This window comes from Actinomadura macra NBRC 14102 (genome assembly GCF_001552215.1).
Classification (GTDB): domain Bacteria; phylum Actinomycetota; class Actinomycetes; order Streptosporangiales; family Streptosporangiaceae; genus Spirillospora; species Spirillospora macra.
Map to the genome: position 1 here is coordinate 198290 of NZ_BCQT01000011.1, position 17958 is coordinate 216247.

At 68.2% G+C, this 17958-nt stretch carries 16 protein-coding genes; 8 read left to right on the forward strand and 8 right to left on the reverse strand.

Translation table 11 applies throughout. The features are described 5' to 3' along the window. The first annotated feature begins 33 nt into the window (after positions 1–33). The 7 genes from AMA02S_RS20665 (at position 34) to AMA02S_RS20695 (ending at position 8410) form a co-directional block, all read left to right on the forward strand. A complete protein-coding gene (locus tag AMA02S_RS20665) occupies positions 34–969 on the forward strand; it encodes an alpha/beta fold hydrolase (RefSeq protein ID WP_067461007.1) in 936 nt (311 codons plus the stop codon). After that, positions 966–2228 carry an aromatic ring-hydroxylating dioxygenase subunit alpha gene (locus AMA02S_RS20670; protein ID WP_067461008.1) on the forward strand — a complete coding sequence of 421 codons (1263 nt, stop codon included), beginning with the start codon at positions 966–968 and terminating at the stop codon, positions 2226–2228. The genes AMA02S_RS20665 and AMA02S_RS20670 overlap by 4 nt, the downstream gene beginning before the upstream one ends. A gap of 73 nt (positions 2229–2301) precedes the next feature. Then, on the forward strand, positions 2302–3426 hold the full coding sequence (locus tag AMA02S_RS20675) for an aminotransferase class I/II-fold pyridoxal phosphate-dependent enzyme (protein ID WP_067461009.1): 1125 nt from the start codon (positions 2302–2304) through the stop codon (positions 3424–3426). A 13-nt stretch (positions 3427–3439) separates the two neighbouring features. Beyond that, positions 3440–4597: a M24 family metallopeptidase gene (locus AMA02S_RS20680; RefSeq protein WP_067461010.1), complete on the forward strand. Its 1158-nt coding sequence runs from the start codon at positions 3440–3442 to the stop codon at positions 4595–4597. Further along, on the forward strand, positions 4594–6063 hold the full coding sequence (locus AMA02S_RS20685; protein WP_169806866.1) for an aldehyde dehydrogenase family protein: 1470 nt from the start codon (positions 4594–4596) through the stop codon (positions 6061–6063). The genes AMA02S_RS20680 and AMA02S_RS20685 overlap by 4 nt, the downstream gene beginning before the upstream one ends. Before the next feature lie 110 nt (positions 6064–6173). Further along, positions 6174–6746, forward strand: coding sequence for an amino acid synthesis family protein (locus AMA02S_RS20690; protein WP_067461011.1), 573 nt, complete (start codon positions 6174–6176; stop codon positions 6744–6746). Next, positions 6743–8410, forward strand: coding sequence for a phytoene desaturase family protein (locus AMA02S_RS20695; protein WP_067461012.1), 1668 nt, complete (start codon positions 6743–6745; stop codon positions 8408–8410). The genes AMA02S_RS20690 and AMA02S_RS20695 overlap by 4 nt, the downstream gene beginning before the upstream one ends. A 9-nt stretch (positions 8411–8419) precedes the next feature. Here AMA02S_RS20695 and AMA02S_RS20700 read toward each other — a convergent pair whose 3' ends face one another. Beyond that, positions 8420–9172 (reverse strand): IclR family transcriptional regulator, encoded by a 753-nt coding sequence (locus AMA02S_RS20700; RefSeq protein WP_084265411.1) that lies wholly within the window; start codon positions 9170–9172, stop codon positions 8420–8422. Positions 9173–9224: 52 nt separating this feature from the next. Beyond that, a complete protein-coding gene (locus tag AMA02S_RS20705; RefSeq protein ID WP_067461014.1) occupies positions 9225–9557 on the reverse strand; it encodes a non-heme iron oxygenase ferredoxin subunit in 333 nt (110 codons plus the stop codon). A 73-nt stretch (positions 9558–9630) separates the two neighbouring features. Here AMA02S_RS20705 and AMA02S_RS20710 point away from each other — a divergent pair, with 73 nt between their 5' ends. Further along, a complete protein-coding gene (locus AMA02S_RS20710) occupies positions 9631–10392 on the forward strand; it encodes an IclR family transcriptional regulator (RefSeq protein ID WP_067461015.1) in 762 nt (253 codons plus the stop codon). Positions 10393–10615: 223 nt separating this feature from the next. Here AMA02S_RS20710 and AMA02S_RS20715 read toward each other — a convergent pair whose 3' ends face one another. From AMA02S_RS20715 to AMA02S_RS20740, 6 genes are all read right to left on the reverse strand, one after another. Next, complete coding sequence (locus AMA02S_RS20715) at positions 10616–11554, reverse strand: alpha/beta hydrolase (RefSeq protein WP_169806867.1); 939 nt, start codon at positions 11552–11554, stop codon at positions 10616–10618. A 177-nt stretch (positions 11555–11731) separates the two neighbouring features. Continuing rightward, the gene (locus tag AMA02S_RS20720; protein WP_067461017.1) at positions 11732–12616 is read right to left on the reverse strand and encodes an amidohydrolase family protein; all 885 of its coding nucleotides are present in this window, start codon (positions 12614–12616) and stop codon (positions 11732–11734) included. An 8-nt stretch (positions 12617–12624) separates the two neighbouring features. Beyond that, entirely contained in the window at positions 12625–13572 is a 948-nt protein-coding gene (locus tag AMA02S_RS20725) for a 3-hydroxyacyl-CoA dehydrogenase NAD-binding domain-containing protein (protein ID WP_067461018.1), read from the reverse strand. Next, positions 13569–15551, reverse strand: coding sequence for an acetoacetate--CoA ligase (locus tag AMA02S_RS20730; protein WP_067461019.1), 1983 nt, complete (start codon positions 15549–15551; stop codon positions 13569–13571). Before AMA02S_RS20730 ends, AMA02S_RS20725 begins: the two co-directional genes overlap by 4 nt. Further along, positions 15548–16312, reverse strand: coding sequence for a crotonase/enoyl-CoA hydratase family protein (locus AMA02S_RS20735; protein ID WP_067461020.1), 765 nt, complete (start codon positions 16310–16312; stop codon positions 15548–15550). The genes AMA02S_RS20730 and AMA02S_RS20735 overlap by 4 nt, the downstream gene beginning before the upstream one ends. Positions 16313–16497: 185 nt before the next feature. Continuing rightward, on the reverse strand, positions 16498–17862 hold the full coding sequence (locus AMA02S_RS20740; protein WP_067461021.1) for a hypothetical protein: 1365 nt from the start codon (positions 17860–17862) through the stop codon (positions 16498–16500). Positions 17863–17958: the final 96 nt, after the last annotated feature.

A 17958-nucleotide genomic window follows, 5' to 3' on the forward strand; every position in this document is an offset into this window, starting at 1 on the left:
ATCGCCGGGCCCGAAGCCCAAAAGGAGCAAAGAATGTACAGGCTGCAACTGGACACCCTTCCCGACGAGCCCACCGAAAATCGCAGCATCGCGGTGGAACTGCTCGGCGCCCAGACCCGCTTCGTTCAAGGCGCCAGATGGAAGCACCGGATCATCGAGTGTGGTGAAGGCGATGCCCTGGTCCTCATCCACGGCGTCGGAGGATCAGCGGAGAGCTGGGCACGGAACGTCCGCCGCCTCGCCGAGCACTTCCATGTCATCGCCGTGGACGCCCTTTACCACGGACTCTCTGACAAGAAGCCGTGGTCCGCGGAGCTGGAACCCGAACTGCAAGCGGATGCGGTCGCCGACCTGCTCGACGCACTCGGCGTCGAATGGGCGCACCTTGAGGGCGAGTCGATGGGAGGCGGCATCGCCTTCGAGTTCGCGAAGAAGTATCCCGCACGCTGCGGCGGCGTCATTCTCAACGTCCCTTACATCGCCCGCTCGGCCCTCGAATCCGATGCCTCCCGGTCACCGAACAACGAGCTGATGCGGCTGTCCCGGGAAGCGATCAAGAACCCGTCGCGGGAGACGATGCGCCGGCGGCTGAACTGGCTCGTCAAGGAGCCGGACCGGATGACCGAGGAGATGCTCGACCTGCGCGCGGAACTCTATTCGCGCCCCGGTCTGCGGGAGGCCATGGCCCTGATGCACCACCTCGACGTGTCGCGTCCGCCGTCCGACGTATGGCAGGAGGAGGACTTCGCGACCTTCGTGCCAGATGTCCTTGTGTTGTGGTCCTCCCACAACCCGGGCAAGGGAGCGGGCTTCGGTGAGTGGCTGGCCGGCCTCTTCCCGGACGCCGGCTTCTACGTCGTCGAAGACGCGGCCCATTGGCCGCAATGGGAGAGACCCGCCGAGCACGACACGGTCGTCGTGAAGTTCCTCAGCGGCTCGACCAGGCCCTCGGAACGAGGCGCACGGTGAACGCGTCCGTGACCCCCGGCTGGGACTGGGGCGAGTTGGTCGATGTCGAGCGTGGTCTGATCGATCGTCGGGTGTTCTGTGATGAGGGCATCTATCGGTTGGAGTTGGAGCGGGTTTTCGCTCGGTCGTGGTTGTTTCTTGGTCATGAGTCGCAGGTGCGGCGGCCGGGGGATTTCGTGTCGACGTATATGGCGGAGGATCCGGTCGTTCTGGTGCGGTCGAGGGATGGTGGTCTGCGGGCTTTCTTGAATTCGTGTCGGCATCGGGGTGTGCGGGTGTGCCGGTATGACTTCGGGTCGGCGAGGTATTTTACGTGTCCTTATCACGGGTGGGTGTATGGGGCTGATGATGGGGCGTTGGTTGATGCGCCGCATTTCGGGGGGGATCTGGAGAGGTCGGAGTGGGGTTTGGTCGTGGTGCCGAATGTGGTCTCGTACAAGGGGCTGGTGTTCGGGAACTGGGATCCGGGTGCGGAGCCGTTGGAGGTGTATTTGGGGGGTATGCGCTGGTATTTGGATGCGTTGGTGGATCGGATTCCGGGTGGTACCGAGGTGGTGCCGGGTGTTCATCGGTGGCGGATTCCGGCGAACTGGAAGTTCGGTGCGGAGCAGTTCGCCGCCGACATGTATCACGCGGCGTTCACCCACAGCTCGGTGGCCAGACAACCCCTTCCCGGTGACCAGGCACAGGGGCCGGCCTCCGGCCGGCAGGCGACGGACCGGCACGGCCATGGCATGGGCTTCTACACCGACTACGGCGAGGGGTTCAACGCCTCTTCGGAAACGAGGGTTCGCCGGCATCTCGCACGTGTCGTCGAGAAGGCTCGTGACCACCTTTCCGACGCGCAGGCGAAGGGGCCGATCACCGGGCACGGGACCATCTTCCCGAACTTCTCCTGGCTCGCCGGCGTCAGCACCATCCGCGTCTGGCACCCGCGGGGCCCCGGAGCCATGGAAATGCACTCCTACACCCTTGTCGATTCCGACACTCCCGAGGACGTGAAGGCCAGGTTCGCCAGGTCGCTCTCCGAGGCGTTCGCGCCGGCCGGCACGTTCGAGCAGGACGACGCCGAGAACTGGGCCGACATGCAGCAGGTCTACCGCGGCCACATGGCCCGCCGGACCGCCTCGAACTACCAGCTTCGCCTGTTCGACACGGTTACTGACGACGACCCGGACTACCCCGGCACCAGCGACGTCGTCAGTGACACCGCCGCCCGCTCGTTCTACCGCCGTTACGCGGAGCTGATGTCGACATGACCGGCGCGCCGCTCGCAGGCGAGAGGGCCGATCAGGCTCACCCGCCCGACCGGCGAGTTCACGGGGAGCGCACGTGAGCGAGCTTCACTACGACCTCATGGATCTATCGGTCGGCGCACCGGCCATCCGCACGCCCCGGTCAGCGTCGGATGCGGCGATCAGCGCCATCCTTGCCGGGCACACCACGTACACCCCCAGGCGGGGGATTCCCGAGCTCCTTGCGGCGATCCGCTTCAAGTTCGATCGAGTCAACGGCGTCGCCTTCACCGAGGACGAGATCTTCGTCGGAGCGGGTGCGAAGCATGTCCTGTTCTGCCTGCTCAGCGCGATCCTCAAACCGGGCGACGAGGTGGTGGTGCCGAGTCCCCACTACGTCGGGTACCCCGGTCTCGTCCGGCGGGCCGGTGGTGTCCCCGTCTTCGTCGACGTCCGGGCCGAGCCCGACCAGGTGCTCGGCGTCGCCGCCTTGGCGAAGGTGCTCGGGCCGCGGACCAGAGCCGTCATACTCAACACCCCGTCCAACCCCACCGGTGCGGTCATCCCCGCGGCCAGGCTGCGGGAGCTCGGTACCTGCGTTCGTGCTCACAGCGACGCCTACATCATCAGTGACGAACTGTACGAGACCTTCGTCTACGAGGGCGAACACACCTCGATCGCCTCGATGTCGGAGTTCGCGGCCGCCACCATCGTGGTCAACGGTGTGTCCAAGACCTACGGGATGACGGGCTGGCGGATCGGGTACGCAGGCGGTCCGGCCGACGTCATCCAGCACGCCGTCACCATCCAGGCGGAGCTGAGCAACTGTCCTTCCTCGATCGGACAGTGGGCGGGGTGGGGCGCCATCACCGATCCCGAGGCGAGCACCGAGACGGTCGCCGTCCAGCGCGCGAGACGTGACCGGGCGGTCGCGGCGTTGCAGGGCCTTCCCGGCGTCGACGTGTCTCCTCCGAGCGGGGGCATCTACCTGTTCGCCGACCTGACGCACGTGGGACGTGACCCGGGCGATCCGCGGGCTCCGCTACCGCCCGGCGAGTTCGTCGACTTCGCCGAAGCCGTCCACGGAGTCCGGCTGGGAGCCGGCGCGAAGTTCGGAGCACCACATCACGCACGCCTCACCTTCGCCATAGACGACGACGTCCTGGACGAGGGCCTGACCCGAATCAGTGAAGCGGTCGCCGAGGTCTACCGCAAACCCTGAAAGGACGCCGCAAGTGGCCGTCAAGCTTTTCTTCTCGCCCACGGAATACATGCAGCGCATCAATGCCCTGAAAGCCGATGCGGCAGCGCGGGGCGTGGACGCGGTACTGGTCACCGGACCGGAGAACATCACCTACCTGACCGGATACCAGACACCCGGCTACCACATCTTCCAGTGCCTGATCGTGCCGGTCGCGGGCGAGGTGAGCTTCGTCGTCCGCAACAACGAGACGACGAACATCCCGTCGATCGACGGGATCGGCCGGGCCTTCCCGATCGGGGTCGCGAACCTCAGCGATCCGGCGCCGGTGCTCGTCGAGGCGATCAGGACCCTGGGGCTCGCCGGCGCCGCACTCGGCTACGACGGCCGAAGCCTCTTCTTCCCACCGGCGGTGTACACCACGGTTCGGGTGGACCTTCCGGGCGTCCGCTTCTCCGATGTGGCGGGAATCGTCGAGGCACGCCGTATGAGGAAGTCCCACGCGGAGATCGAACTGATCCGACAGGGCGTCGCGATGGCCGAGGACGCGCTGCGCGCGGGCGTCGCCGCGCTCGCCGGCGCCGCCACGGACAGCGATGTCGCGGCCGCCGTCCTCGCGTCGCTGAGTGAGGCGGGCAGCGAGTACACGGGGTCACCGGCGTACATCGTTCCGGGGGTGCACGCGCTGCAAACACACACCACCCATGCCCGCCGTCCCATCGTCGACGGTGAGCCGTTGCGCATGGAGATCTGCGCGTCGGTCGGCCGGTACCACGGCGCGGTGACGAGGACCGCCGTCCGGGGGCCGGTCAGCGGAGCCGTCGCCGACGCCATGGCCGTCGCCGCGGCCGCCTGCGACGCGATGATCGATGCCGCCGTGCCCGGCACGCCTTTGGGCGAGGTCGACCGGGCCGGCAGGTCGATCGTCGAGGACGCCTACGACGCGGAGTACTGGCCCAACCGCGGGGCCTACAGCATGGGCATCTCGTACCCACCCGGTCTCGGTGAAGGCGACGTGCTCGACATCCGTCCGGGCGACACCCGCGTCACGGAGGAGGGCATGGTCTTCCACCTGCTTCCGAACCTGCGAGTACCCGGCGTCGGCTCGATCGGCTGCACCGAGACCTTCGCGGTCACAGCGGCCGGCGGCGTCACGATGAGCACGCTTCCGCGGGTGGTGCTCCAGCCTTGACGGCGGCATCGCTGGAGCCTGCCCAGGTCCAGTGCCTCATCGGCGGGCACTGGATCGGGCGGCCGTCAGCCGAACGGTTCAGTCCGATCGACGGCTCGCCGGTCTCCGTGGTCGCCACGGCGACGACCGCCCAGGTCGAAGCGGCCGTGGACGCGGCGGAGACCGCCTTCCGGACGTGGCGCGGGACGGGCAGCACCGACCGGGCCCGGATCCTCTACCGCGCCGCCGCCCTCGTCGGCTCGCGGAGAGCCGAACTCGCCGGCCTGGTGACCACCGAGATCGGAAAGACCACCGCTGACGCGCGCGCGGAGGTCGACCGGACCGTCGACCTCCTGCTGTACTTCGCTGGACGCGGCGCTGCCGACGACGGCGCCGTCCTCGCGGGAACGTCCGGAGGGGAGGCCCACACGCGCCGTCGTCCCCTCGGCCCGGTCGCGCTGATCACGCCCTGGAACTTCCCGCTGGCGATACCCGCCTGGAAGCTGGGCCCCGCCCTGGTCGCTGGGAACACCGTCGTCCTCAAGCCATCGGAGTACGCGTCCGCCGGCGCCGCGGCGCTGGTGCGATGCCTCCTGGACGCGGGTCTGCCAGCGGGGGTGCTGAACATGGTTCCCGGAGCGGCCGCTACCGGCTCCGCCCTGGTGCGCGACCGGCGGATTAGGGCCATCAGCTTCACCGGTTCGACCGTAGTGGGCGCCAGCATCGCCGAGGCCGCCAACCCGCTCACGCAGCGGATCCAGTTGGAGTTGGGCGGCAACAACCCGCTCGTCGTCCTCGACGACGCCGACCCGGATCACGCGGCCGGGCTCGCGGTCACGGGTGGCTTCGCCCAGACCGGACAGATCTGCACCTCCACAAGCCGACTGATCTGTACTCCCGGGATCGTGGACGCCGTCGTGGACGCCACCTGCGCGAAGGCTCGGGCGCTACGAATCGGGGATCCCCGCGAGGCGACCACCGACATCGGTCCTCTCGCGACTGCGCACCAGATCCAGAGCAATGGTGACCTGCTCGACGCAGCGGTTCGGGCCGGCGGAAGGATCCGGTTGGGCGGCCGTTTCGAGGGCAACCGTTTCGGCCCCACCGTGCTCACCGAGATCACTCCGGATAATCCGCTGGCCCAGCGCGAGGTCTTCGGACCGCTGGTGGGGGTCATGGTCGCCCAGGATCTGGAGGAGGCCATCTGCCTCGTGAACCACGCGAACTTCGGCCTGGTGGCGGCGATCGCGACCGAATCGGGAGGCGCTGCGGCGCATTTCATCGAGCACGCGGAAGTGGGCACGGTGAAGGTCAACGAGCCCACCATCGGGAATCGGCCCAATGTTCCTTTCGGCGGCGTCAAAGCATCCTCGAACAGCCTGTTCAAGGAGCAGGGAGCACGAGCAACGGACTTCTTCACCGTCGAGAAATCTGTCTACACGTCCTGGTCCCCGCCACGGCGTAGGCCGTCGACGGCGATCAGATGACCATGGCGGTCTGCCACACCGACGTTCGCGACCCCCGTCAGAACCGTGAGGTCCCGGCCCTTGCCCGGTACTTCTCCACCACCGCTCAACCTTGAATTGGAGTACTACAGATGGTCAAGCCCAAGATCCGCAAGCAGGAACTCGTCATCGACAGAATCTGGCACGACGGCGGCGAAGCCCGGCCGCAGCCGATCACCCGCGTGATAGCGGCCGCGGTGACGGAGAATCCCTTCGCCGGCGGATACGTGGACGACATCGCATGGTTCATGGACGAACTCGAGCCGCTCGCCCAGAGCCTTGTCGACGAACTGATGGAATTCATGACCGGCCGGACCCTCCCGATCGAGTCATTCGGCAAGGCGGCCATGTGCGGGGAGGACGGCGAGGACGAGCACGCCGCCATGTGGCACGCGCCTGCCGGCGCCGTCCTGCGCAGGGAAATTCCCGGCGTAAAGGCGGGCGTCCCGGGCCTGCACACGGTCGGCCACCAGGGCGAGCGCCTGGATCTGCCCCTGGGGTGCATCTTCGGCCGGAACGTGCGCAGCCACTACGACTCGATGGGCCTGGTCATCTCGGACGCGCCGCGCAGGAACGAACTCCTGCTCGCCGTGGGGGTCTCGACCGGGGGCCGCGCGCGTTCGCGTCTCGGCGGCGTCACGGTCGAAGAGGCGCTGTCAGCATGACGGTCCCCGCCCCGCACACGTCGCGGGCGCGTCCGTTGCGAACGAGGTATGACGCCCTGGTCGTCGGCGGGGGCCACAACGGGCTCGTCGCCGCGTTCTATCTTGCGCGCAGCGGTCTGAAGGTCGCCGTCCTGGAGGCCCGCGACCGCGTCGGAGGAGTGTCCGCTCCGATCGAGGTCTTTCCGGGTTACCGCGGCGCGATCACCAACACCCCGAGTGGCTTGTCGCCCAAGGTCGCGCGTGAGATGGATCTGGCATCGTTCGGACTCCGCTACTCGCGGCCGGACCCGACCATGATCTTCCCCTTCGATGACGGACGCGCCTTCCGCGGATGGCGAGACCCCGAGCGCACGAGGCAGGAGCTGGCCGCCTTCTCAAGAAAAGACGCGGTCACGTATTTCGAAATCATAGAGTTCTTCACCCGCGTGGCCGACAAACTCGATGTCTCGGTACTGGAAGAACCGCCGTCGTTGCAATCTTTGATCTCGCGACTCCTGACGCCGGAGGACGAGGCGGATTTCGCGACCGTCATGTTCGGTAGCGTCCGCGAGTTCCTCGACGCGCGGCTCGAATCCGACGAGGTCAAGGCCCTGCTGGCCTCGCTCGCGATGTCTGCTGGCAATATGGGGCCTGCCACGCCCGGATCCCCCTTCGGATTGCTGCGCCGTCCGCTGAACACCTCACGGCGCGCCGGTCAGGAAGGGGACGTGTCCCGCAAGTACGTGCACGGCGGTTCGACGGGGCTTCCCTTCGGCGGAATGGGCTCGGTCGTCGAGGCGATGGCCGCGGCCGCCATCGCCGCCGGAGCGGAACTGGTCACCGAAGCCAAGGTGAACCGGCTACTGACGAGGGACGGCCAGATCCGCGGGGCGGTGCTCGTCGACGGAACGGAGATTCACGCGGGGCTCGTCCTGTCCAGCCTCGTCCCAAGGACCACCCTCCTCGACCTTCTCCCGGCCGACGCCGTGCCGGAGGACCTGGCGAGCGCGCTGGAGGGAAAGAAGTTCAAGGGCGGCGCGTTCAAGCTCTTCCTGGCCTTGGACGGGATCCCGGAGATGGCCGCCGCGCCGCACGATGAGGTCGAGACCTACGCGTCGTGCCAGTTCCGCTACTCACCGTCGATGGACTATCTCGATCGAGCCTATGACGACTTTCGCTACGGGCGTTTTTCGGCTCGGCCCAAGATGCTCGGACTGACACCGACGATCGTCGATCCCACGTTGGCTCCGCCGGGCAAGCACATGATGAGTGTGAGCGTTTGGTTCGCCCCCTACACCCTCTCCGACGGAGACTGGGAGGTGCGGAAACACGAGTTCGGGCGTGTGTGCGTGGACACGATGAGGAGCTTCGTCCCGAACATCGAGGCCATCATCACCGACATGAGAGCATTCAGCCCACGTGATCTGGAGCAGGAGTTCGGTTTGCTTGAGGGCCACCAGCAGCACGGCGACATGACGCCAGGTGGCATGTTCGGCTTCCGCCCGCATCCGTCCATCGCGCGCTACCGCACTCCTGTCCGGGGCCTGTACCTCTGCGGGTCGGGAACCTGGCCGGGGGGAACCGTGACCGCGCTTCCGGGACACAACGCCGCCATGACGGTGCTGAGTGACCTGAGTGCCGAGCGAAGCAACGCGGACAAGGTGGAACTCGAGAGCGGGACATGACCGAGCTCGTCAGTGAATGCGGGGACCGAGGATGGAGGTGAGCGGCGACACATGCTCGAGCACACGTCCCGCGAGCAGTTCGGCGTCCGCGAGATCGAGGCGGTCGGCGGGTCCCGTCACGCTGACGGCCGCCACCACCTTCCCCTCGCGATTGCGCAAGGGGACGGCGACGCAGCGAACCCCCTCTTCGCATTCCTCGTCGTCGGTCGCCCAGCCCTGATGGGCCACCTGCTTGAGTTCGGCGCGGATGGCGTCGGGATCGGTGACCGTGTTCGGCGTCAACCGAGGAGGCGGTTCAGCCAGAAACGCCTCAAGCTCCTCGGGCGGGGCGGCTGCGAGGAGGACCTTGCCGAGGGCGCGAGGGTAAAGGTCACGGCGCGCACCGACATGGGTTCCCGCCCGCACGCTTCGATGGGGCTCTGACTTGGCCACGTAGACCAGGGACCGCCCCGATCGCACTGCGAGATGGACGGTCTCATTGATCTCTTCTCGAAGACTCAGGAGATTGTCCCAAGCGCGCCACTCAAAATTGCCCGAGGCGAAGACGCGGGTGCCGAGCTCGAAGATTCGTGTCCCCAAGGAGTATCGCTCGGTTTCTTCGTCCTGCGACAAATATCCGGCGGCCGCCAACTCGCTGACGATGCGCTGGACGGTGCTCTTGCTCATATCAAGCCGTCGAGAAATCTCTCGCACGCCGATCGCGGCGGGCTCGCCCTGCGCATACAGGTCGAGAACCCGGATGGCGTTTCCCAGTGCGCCCATCGCCCCGATCTCTCATCGTCCAAATGCATGAATGTTACACGACACGGCGCCCTCAGGCCGTCCGCGGCGACGACGGAATCTCCACATACACCCCGCCATCGATCACCTTGGTCCGGTAGGTCTTCGCCGGAACGGTGATCGGCCCGGCGGTCGGCTCGCCGGTCGTCACGTCGACGCAGCCACCATGGAAGGGACACACGACCCAGGTCCCATCCAGCTCACCCTCGGACATCGACGCTCTGCCGTGTGTGCAGGTGTCCTCGATCGCCCAGAAGGCGTCGCCGACACGGAAGACGCCGATCGGCCCGTCGTCGGACCCGAAGCCCATGGCCTGACCGTCCACCAACTCATCAACATTGCACACATGCTTCAGTATATGGGACACTGTCCCATTATAGGCCAGAACCGGGCCCGGGTTAAGCGTCCAGGCCGGCCTCCGCCAGCCGGAGGAGGTGCGAATGAACGCCTCAGGCGCCGAGTCGCCCACAGTCCTGTCCAAGGTCATGCTGATCTTGTGGTCGTTCCAGCTCGACGACTCGGCCGTGCCCCTCGCGGAGCTGGTCCGGCGGACCGGGCTGCACAAGGCGACCGTCCACCGGCTGGCGGGGGAGATGGTGGCCAACGGCCTTCTGGAGCGTGCCGCTCATGGATACCGACTGAACGGCGCCCTGTTCGAGCTCTCGATGAGGGGTTCGCTTGAGCGTTCCCTCATCGAGTGGAGCGGGCCCTACCTTCACGAACTCCTGGAGCGGACGCACGAGACCGTCCACCTTGGCATCCTGAGAGACCTCGAAGTCGTCTACCTCATCAAGATCGGTGGTCGCGGCCCGGCGGCGGCACCCTCGCGGATCGGCGGGCGGATGCCGCTGCACTGTACGGCGATAGGCAAGGCGCTCCTCGCTCACGGAACCCCGGGCCTCCTCGCGCAGGTGTGCGCGAAGCCACTGGAACGCCGCACCCCCCGCACGATCGTGGCACCGGGCATCCTCCGCGGTCAGCTGCGACGCGTGGTCGAGACGGGAATCGCGTACGAGAACGAGGAGTCCTCCGTCGGACTGGTGTGCGTTGCCGCGCCCATCCTCAGCAACCGGCGCGCCGTGGCCGCCATCAGCGTCGCCGGACCTTCGTATAGGTTCCGCCCGGAACAACACATCTCAACCGTCCGCCGGGTGGCGACGGAGCTGAGCACGATCGTCAGCGCGGCGATCGATCGACAATGAGCCGAGGATTCTGGCCGCGGTCGGCGACCACCCTGCGACGACCCCTCTGACGGGGTCAGATGGTGCCTGACGTGCGCCGACGGTGCCGCCGCCAGGATTGTCTCGCTAGCGGCGGCACCGGCGTTGTCCTACCTATCGGGGCGGCGTCAGGTGCCTTCTCGGCGATGGCGGGCTGTACGGTCGCACGCCGTCGAAATGTGCGAGGCAGGCACCTCAACGAGAATCAGCCGTGGTCGCGTGGCTGAGCGCCGCCTGTGCCGAGAGCGGTGTTGAGGAATCCGATGATGTGATCCCAGGTTGGATTCGGGCTGCCGTTGCTGACGGTCTCCTTGCAGTTGTTGACCGTGTACCCGGTCTGCTGACCGAATCGGGACGGGTTCATGACGTCGTTCATGCTGTGGTTGGCGCCGGGTACGGAGATGAACTGGGTTTCCCGGCAGGATGCTTTGAGGGCCTGGTACAGCATTACCGACTGTTCGTGGTTGACGAGGGTGTCGCCCTGACCGTGCAGGAGCAGGAGCGGTGGGTCGGCCTTGTCGATGTGGGTGATGGGGCTGGCCTGGGCGGCCTTTTCCTTGCATACCGTCAGCGCGCAACCGAGCAGCTTTTCCTGCGGAGTATCGCCCCCGCCGCCGCCCAGTTTGTTCAGGTCGCTGATGCCGTAGAAGGCGACGCCGGCCTGGACGTTGCTGGGTTGGCCTGTGGTGCCGATGTCGCCTTCCAAGGATTCCTCACCACCGGTGAGGGTGGCCATTTGAGTGGTCCAGCCGCCGGAGGAGTCGCCCATGTAGGCGAACCGTTTCGGGTCCAGCCGGTACTTGGCGGCGTTCGCCCGCAGGAAGCGGATCGCGGCCTTGAAGTCGTGTACCTGGGCGGGGAATTGCGCCTGGGAGCTGGACCGGATGCTGACCCCGGCCACGGCGTACCCCTTGGCGTTGAAGAGGCTGGCGAAGCTGTCGGCGCGCGACTTGCCGTCGTCGCGCTGCCATGCCGACCCGGCGGTCCAGATCACCAGCGGGCGGGCCTCACCGCCGGCCGGCAGGTAGAGGTCGAGCAGGTGACCCTTGCTGTTGGCGGGTTGCGCCGGGGCGTAGGCCACATCCTTGACCACCTCGGGCAGGCGGGTGTCCACGGCCGAGGCGGGCGCCGCACCGGCCACCATGCCGAGCAACGCCGCTGCGGCGGCGACTGCTACACCGGTTCGTGAATTCATTGCATCTCCTCTGGGTAAAGCGTGATGCATGGTCGTGGTTAGGGCGCATCCTTGGCGAGATGCGCGAATTTCGAGATTCCTTTCTTTGGATAGGAGCGGGGGAGAGCCAGCGGCGCCACCCCGCGGTCAAGGGAGCCGGGGGGAATCGTTCAGGTTGAGGATGTGGCGGGCGTTCTCCTTCAGGATGAGGGGGCGGGTGTCGGGCTTGATGGTTTCGAGGTGGGCGAAGTCGGTGAGCCAGCGGTCGGGTGTGATGAGGGGGTAGTCGGAGCCGAACAGGACTTTGTGTTTGAGGTACGTGGAGGCGGCTTTGACGAGCTGGGGTGGGAAGTACTTCGGGGACCAGCCCGACAGGTCGATGTAGACGTTGGCTTTGTGGGTGGCGATGGAGATGGCTTCGTCCTGCCAGGGCACCGAGGGGTGGGCCAAGACGATGGTGAGGCCGGGGAAGTCGGCGGCGACGTCGTCGAGCAGCATCGGGTTCGATCGGCGGAGCTTGATGCCGCGTCCGCCGGGCAGGCCGGCGCCGATGCCGGTCTGGCCGGTGTGGAAGAGCGCGGGGACGCCCAGGTTCTGGATGGTGTCGTAGAGCGGGTAGTGCCGCTCGTCCTCGGGGTTGAAGTCCTGGAGGCTGGGGTGGAATTTGAAGCCGCGGGCGCCGTGGTCGGTGACCAGGCGGCGGGCGCGGTCGGCGGCGGTGGGGTCGTGCGGGTCGACCGAGCCGAACGGGATGAGCACGTCGGCATGGTGGGCGGCGGCGGCGGCGATGTCTTCGCTGGACAGCGCGGGGCGGTCGAGCGCGTGTGCGGCGTCGACGGTGAACACCACCGCGCCGATGCGGCGCCGGCGGTAGTAGTCGGCGATGTGCTCCAGCGTGGGTGTGCGGTTCTCGCCGGATGTGAAGTAGCGGGCCGAGGCGTCCATCAGTTCGCTGTCGAGGGCGAGGTTGCCGTGGGTGTCCTGTTCGACGTGGACGTGGAAGTCGATGGCCCGCAGGGCATCGGGGTCCATGGGCGGCCTCACAGGGTGGTGGTGTCGGCTTTGGCCGCGATGAGCCGGGTGAGCAGTGCGTCGCGGTCGTTGAGCAGGGTGGTCTGGTCGGTCTCGGCCAGCGTCGCCTGGACGCCGGCGACGACGTCGCGCACCAGGTCGGGTGTCAGGTGGGGGTCGCCCAGGTCGTCCCACCAGTCCTGCATCGGTGGGCCGAGATGGTCGAGTGTGTGGGCGATTCCGCCCGGGCCACCGGACAGGTGCTGGGTGAGGAAGGGGCCGAGCAGTGCCCAGCGCAGTCCGGGCCCGTGGGCGATGGCGGTGTCGATGTCGGCCACGGACGCGGCGCCGGTGTCGACGAGGGAGTACGCCTCGCGCCACAGCGCCGCTTGGAGCCGGTTGGCGATGTGCCCGGGTTGTTCGCGGCGCACGCGGATGGGCCGTCGGCCGAGCGCGGTGTAGAACGACAGCGCCGTTCGAATCGTGGCTTCGTCGGTGCGTTCGCCCGGGACGACCTCAACGAGCGGGATCAGGTGCGGTGGGTTGAAGGGGTGCCCGACCAGGACGCGTTCGGGGTGGTGCGGGCAGTGTTCTTGGAGATGGGAGGGCAGCAGGCCGGACGAGCTGCTGGCCAGAACGGCGGTGGGTCTGGCGGCCTGGTCGAGCGCGGCGAGGATCTCGGCTTTTGCCTCGATCCGTTCCGGGCCGTTCTCTTGGATGAAGTCGGCCTCCCGCACGGCGTCGGCCGGGTCGGTGACGAACGTGAACCGCTGGCGCAGGAATGCTGCTTGGTCCGGTGTCTCGCGGAGGTCGTCGTGTGCGTCGCTCCGGGTCTCGTTGTGGGAATCGAGCCAGGCACGGATCCGCTCTTCGGCGTCGGGCGCGGGGTCGGCGGCCACGACATCGTGGCCGTGGGTCAGGAAGAGCAGTATCCAGCTCGCGCCGATCGCGCCGGTGCCGATGACCGCGATCTTCATGAGGTCGGCTCGGCGGGGTGGGTGCGGCGCCGGCGCGCGTAGTCGGCGATGGCGGCCAGGGCGTCGGGGTCGGTCAGTGCGTCGGAGCTGGCGACCTGGTCGGCGGACGCGCCGAGCAGGATGTGTTTCACCGGGACCTCCAGCTTCTTGCCGGTCCGTGTCCGGGGGACGGCGGGGATCGCGACGATGGCGTCGGGGACGTGCCGCGGGGACAGCGCGTCCCGCAGGTCCTGGGTGATCCTGCGGCGCAGGGCGTCGTCGAGTCCTTGTGGGGCGGCCACGAACAGCAGCAGTTCGCCGTTGCCGCCGTCGGGATCCTCCAGGTGGACGATCAGGCTGTCCTCGATACCGGGGATGTTCTCGACGACGGCGTAGAACTCGGCCGTCCCCAGCCGCACCCCGCCCCGGTTCAGAGTGGCGTCGGATCGTCCGGCGACGACGCAGTGGCCTTCGGGGGCGAAGCGCACCCAGTCGCCGTGCCGCCACACGCCCGGGTAGTGCTGGAAGTAGGCGGCCCGGTAGCGGGAGCCGTCCGGGTCGTCCCAGAACCCGACGGGCATGGACGGCATGGGCTCGGTGATGACCAGCTCGCCCAGTTCGTGGACGATCGCCTCGCCCTGCGGATCGTAGGCGCGCGCGGCGACGCCCAGGCACGGACCGGAGATCGCCCCGGCACGCACCGGCTGCATGGGGCCGCCCTGGAGCAGGCCGCTGCACACGTCGGTGCCGCCGCTGCCGACGTTGAGTAGGACCTGGTCACCGAACTGCCGCGCCACCCAGCGGAAACCCTCTGCGGGAAGCGGGCTTCCCGCGACGCCCAGTTGTCGCAGCGCGGACAGATCGAACTCGCCGGCCGGTCGCACGCCCTGTTTCCGGCAGGCCATGACGTAGCCGGGGCTGACGCCCACCAGGGTGGCGCCGGTCTCGGCGGCCAGCCGCCACTGCGCGGTCAGGTCGGGGTACAGCGGGTTCCCGTCGATCATCACGATCGAGGCGCGCAGCAGCAGCGCCGACACCTGGGCGTTCCACAGCATCCAGGCGGTGGTACTGAACCACAGCATCCGGTCGCCGGGGCGCAGGTCCCAGCTCAGCGCGTGGTTCTTGAGGTGCTCGATCAGGATGCCGCCGTGGCAATGCACGATCGCCTTGGGCCGTCCGGTCGTGCCGGAGGAGAACAGTACGAACAGCGGATGGTCGAACGGGACGGGCTCAAAGCCCGGGTCCGCGGGCCCGGCGAGCAGGTCGTCCCAGCCGAGCGCGCCGGGCGTCGCGTCCCCGGAGCCGTCGCGGTAGGGGACGTGGACGGTGTGCCTCAGCGTCGGCAGCGCGGCGCGGATCTCGGCGACCTGCGCGCGCCGGTCGATGTCGCGGTCGCCGTAGCGGTACCCGGCGACGGTGAGCAGGACGGTGGGTTCGAGTTGGGCGAAGCGGTCGACGACGGCGCGCGGGCCGAACTCGGGGGCGCAGCCGGCCCAGATCGCGCCGAGGCTCGCGGTGGCCAGGAACGCCACGAGCGTCTCGGGGATGTTGGGCAGGTAGGCCACGACCCGATCACCTCGGCGCACGCCCAGCCGCCGCAGACTCGCCCGGGCCCTTGCGACCTGGTCGCCCAGCTCACCGAAGGTCAGCTCGATGCGCGGACGGGTCTGGGAGTACGCGGCGACCGCTGTGCGGTCCCGGTCTTCCGGCAGGCCGACGGCGTGCTCGGCGTAGTTGAGGGTCGCGCCGGGGAACCACTCGGCACCGGGCATCGCGCGCCGGCCCAGTACGGCCCGGGGCGGGGTGTGGGCGCGGACCCCGAAGTACGACCAGATGGACGACCAGAACCCGTCCAGGTCGCCGACCGACCACCGCCACAGCGCGTCGTAGTCGCCGAAGACCAGGTCCCGTTCGTCCTCCAGCCAGCGCAGGTAGCCGCCGAGGCGGGTATCGGACAGCTTCACCAGGTCCGGGACGCTGAGGATCTCGTCCTGGGTCATCGCGTCACCTTCGCCGCTCGGTGTTCCAGGAACGCCCGCATCCGAGCCTTGGCCTCGTCGCTGCCCGCCGCGACGGCGGCCATCAGCGACTCCATGAGGTAGCCGGTGGTGGGGGCGGCCTCGGCGATGCCCGGCAAGGCTCGCAGTACCGCGAAGTTGGTCAGGGGAGCGTTGGCGGCGATGCGTTCGGCCAGTTCCAGTCCCTTGTGCAGGCCTTGGTCCTCACCCACCAGATAGTGGGAGATGCCGATCGCCAAGCCCTGCTCGGCGTCGTAGACCCGGCCGGTCAGCATCATGTCCGTCACCCGGTGCACCCCGATCAGCCGGGGCACGCGCACCGAGCCGCCGCCGCCGACGAACAGTCCGCGCTGCCCCTCGGGCAGCGCATAGAACGCCGTCGGCTCGGCCACCCGGATGTGCGCGGCCGCCGCCAGTTCCAGCCCGCCGCCGACGACCGCTCCCTTGAGCACGGCCACCACCGGTACCGGGCCCTGCTCGATCCGATCCAGTACCCGATGCCACATCAGCGAGTGCTCCAGCGCCTCCTCGATCGGGCGGTCGGCCAGCTCGGCCAGATCCAGCCCGGCCGAGAAGTGATCGCCGTCCGCCGCAAGCACGATCACGCGGACGCCAGGCGGCGGCGCGGCGAAGAACTCCTCCACCGCCAGCAGCGTCGCGTCGTCGAGGGCGTTGCGCTTGGCCTCTCGGCAGATCCTCAGGACCGCCACGTCACCGTGATCGTCCACCCTTGTCGTCGTCAATCGATCCTCCGATGGTCTCCGAGAGCAATATCCGGCAGAACAATAACTACAGTCAAGAAAGTGACGAATATTGCATCCTGAGTCCCTGGAGGTTGTCGCAGGCGTCCGGGACGCCTCCGGCATGAACGCGGAGCGGCAGCGCCGGCGGGGGGAGGTGTCCGTGGACCGCCGGCGTGGAGCATGGCCTATCTGTGGACGGGCTGTGTGATCAGGGGATCCGGCGTGTGGTGCACGAACGCCGAGCCGTCGCTGCCGAGGCGGGCGGCGGCCCGGTTCAGACTCTCCGGTGTCGCCACCGCCCCCCACCGCCCGTTCACCGTGCGGGCATGGATCGCCTCGACGGCGGCCAGGGTCTCGGCGACGGTGAACCGGCAGTGGCCGGCGCGGTCGACGTACGCCTGGCGCAGCAGTGATGCGCGGCCGGCCTGGGCGACGCGGCGGGCGTAGACGGTCTCGTGCCCGGTCGCGGCGAGGTTGTCGGAGGTGGTGTGCAGGTTCAGGCTGGGCACGCTCAAACGTCCGTTCGGCACTGAGGTGTTCAGCATGGTGGCCAGCGCCGTGGGTTCGGCGTGGATCGAGGCGGTCCGGGTGAGCCGTTCGAGGTCGGCGTCCAGGTCCAGGTTCGCCTGCCGGTACAGGGCCCGGACCTGGGGACGGGCGGTGGAGCGGCGAAGCAGTTCGGCGTAGTCGACACCGGCGGTCCACGCGCTGTTGCCGCCGACCGCCGACTCGATCCAGTACCGCCCGCCCATCACGAACCCGAGCGTGTTGCCGGCGGTCAGCCACTTGTACTGCTGCAGTTCGCGTCCCGGGTAGTCGGTGCGCGCGGGCGCGTCCTCTCCGGGAAACCAGGACGGCAGATTCAGCAGGGCGGACGCCAGCGCGATCCGCGCCCGGCCGTCCGTGGTGCGCTGGGCCTCGGTCACCAGTTCGGTCAGCCGAGCTCCGGACGTGTTGGCCTCGTCGGGGTTGGTGAACCCGGTGAGCTTGACCTGCCGGCCGGGTGCCAGCAATTGGGTCAGGGCGTGCTCGCCGTTGAGCTGGTAGTTGTTCAGGTCGGCGGCACCGCCGACCATGGAGCAGGTGGTCAGAGCGCCGTCGACGGCTCGGGTCTCGGCGATCCGGGCGCTGACCAGACCGCCCATGGACTGGCCGAAGGCGATCGTGTACCGCGGGTGGGCGACGCGCTCGCCGAAGTCCTCCGCGGCGCCCAGAGTCGAGCCGACGGCGGTGTTCATCGCCCACAGCGACCCGGGGGCGTAGGACGATCCGACCAGCGCGTAGCCGCGCCCGAGCAGCGCCTTACCGATCCCGGGATCGGGGGCGTCGACAGGCAGCAAGGGCCCGAAGCCATGGCTGTAGAGCAGCAGCGTGCCGTTCCAGTTCTCCGGGACGTCGGCGACCCAACTGGAGCCGTCGGGCCGGGTACCGGTGAAGTGGCCGGACGGAGCCGCGGCCGCGGCCACCGGCGCCGGGGACGTGAGGACACTCACCGTGGCCAGTGCCGTGAGGGTCGCGAGTCCGGGCGCCCGACGCCTGGTGCTTCTCATGAGGGCTCCTCGTCAGATACGCGGGGGTGAGAGACGCCGCAATATTCGGCAGAAATTTTGCGAAAGTCAACAATCTGCCTAGTTTTCGCCCCGGTC

Excerpts from the sequence above, each read along its gene's own strand:
- AMA02S_RS20665 (WP_067461007.1), top strand. The coding sequence starts at position 34 with ATGTACAGGCTGCAACTGGACACCCTTCCCGACGAGCCCACCGAAAAT.
- AMA02S_RS20710 (WP_067461015.1), top strand. The coding sequence starts at position 9,631 with ATGAACGCCTCAGGCGCCGAGTCGCCCACAGTCCTGTCCAAGGTCATG.
- AMA02S_RS20690 (WP_067461011.1), top strand. The coding sequence starts at position 6,174 with ATGGTCAAGCCCAAGATCCGCAAGCAGGAACTCGTCATCGACAGAATC.
- AMA02S_RS20695 (WP_067461012.1), top strand. The coding sequence starts at position 6,743 with ATGACGGTCCCCGCCCCGCACACGTCGCGGGCGCGTCCGTTGCGAACG.
- AMA02S_RS20740 (WP_067461021.1), bottom strand. The coding sequence starts at position 17,862 with ATGAGAAGCACCAGGCGTCGGGCGCCCGGACTCGCGACCCTCACGGCA.
- AMA02S_RS20720 (WP_067461017.1), bottom strand. The coding sequence starts at position 12,616 with ATGGACCCCGATGCCCTGCGGGCCATCGACTTCCACGTCCACGTCGAA.
- AMA02S_RS20715 (WP_169806867.1), bottom strand. The coding sequence starts at position 11,554 with ATGGTGGCCGGTGCGGCGCCCGCCTCGGCCGTGGACACCCGCCTGCCC.
- AMA02S_RS20700 (WP_084265411.1), bottom strand. The coding sequence starts at position 9,172 with ATGGGCGCACTGGGAAACGCCATCCGGGTTCTCGACCTGTATGCGCAG.
- AMA02S_RS20725 (WP_067461018.1), bottom strand. The coding sequence starts at position 13,572 with ATGAAGATCGCGGTCATCGGCACCGGCGCGATCGGCGCGAGCTGGATA.
- AMA02S_RS20730 (WP_067461019.1), bottom strand. The coding sequence starts at position 15,551 with ATGACCCAGGACGAGATCCTCAGCGTCCCGGACCTGGTGAAGCTGTCC.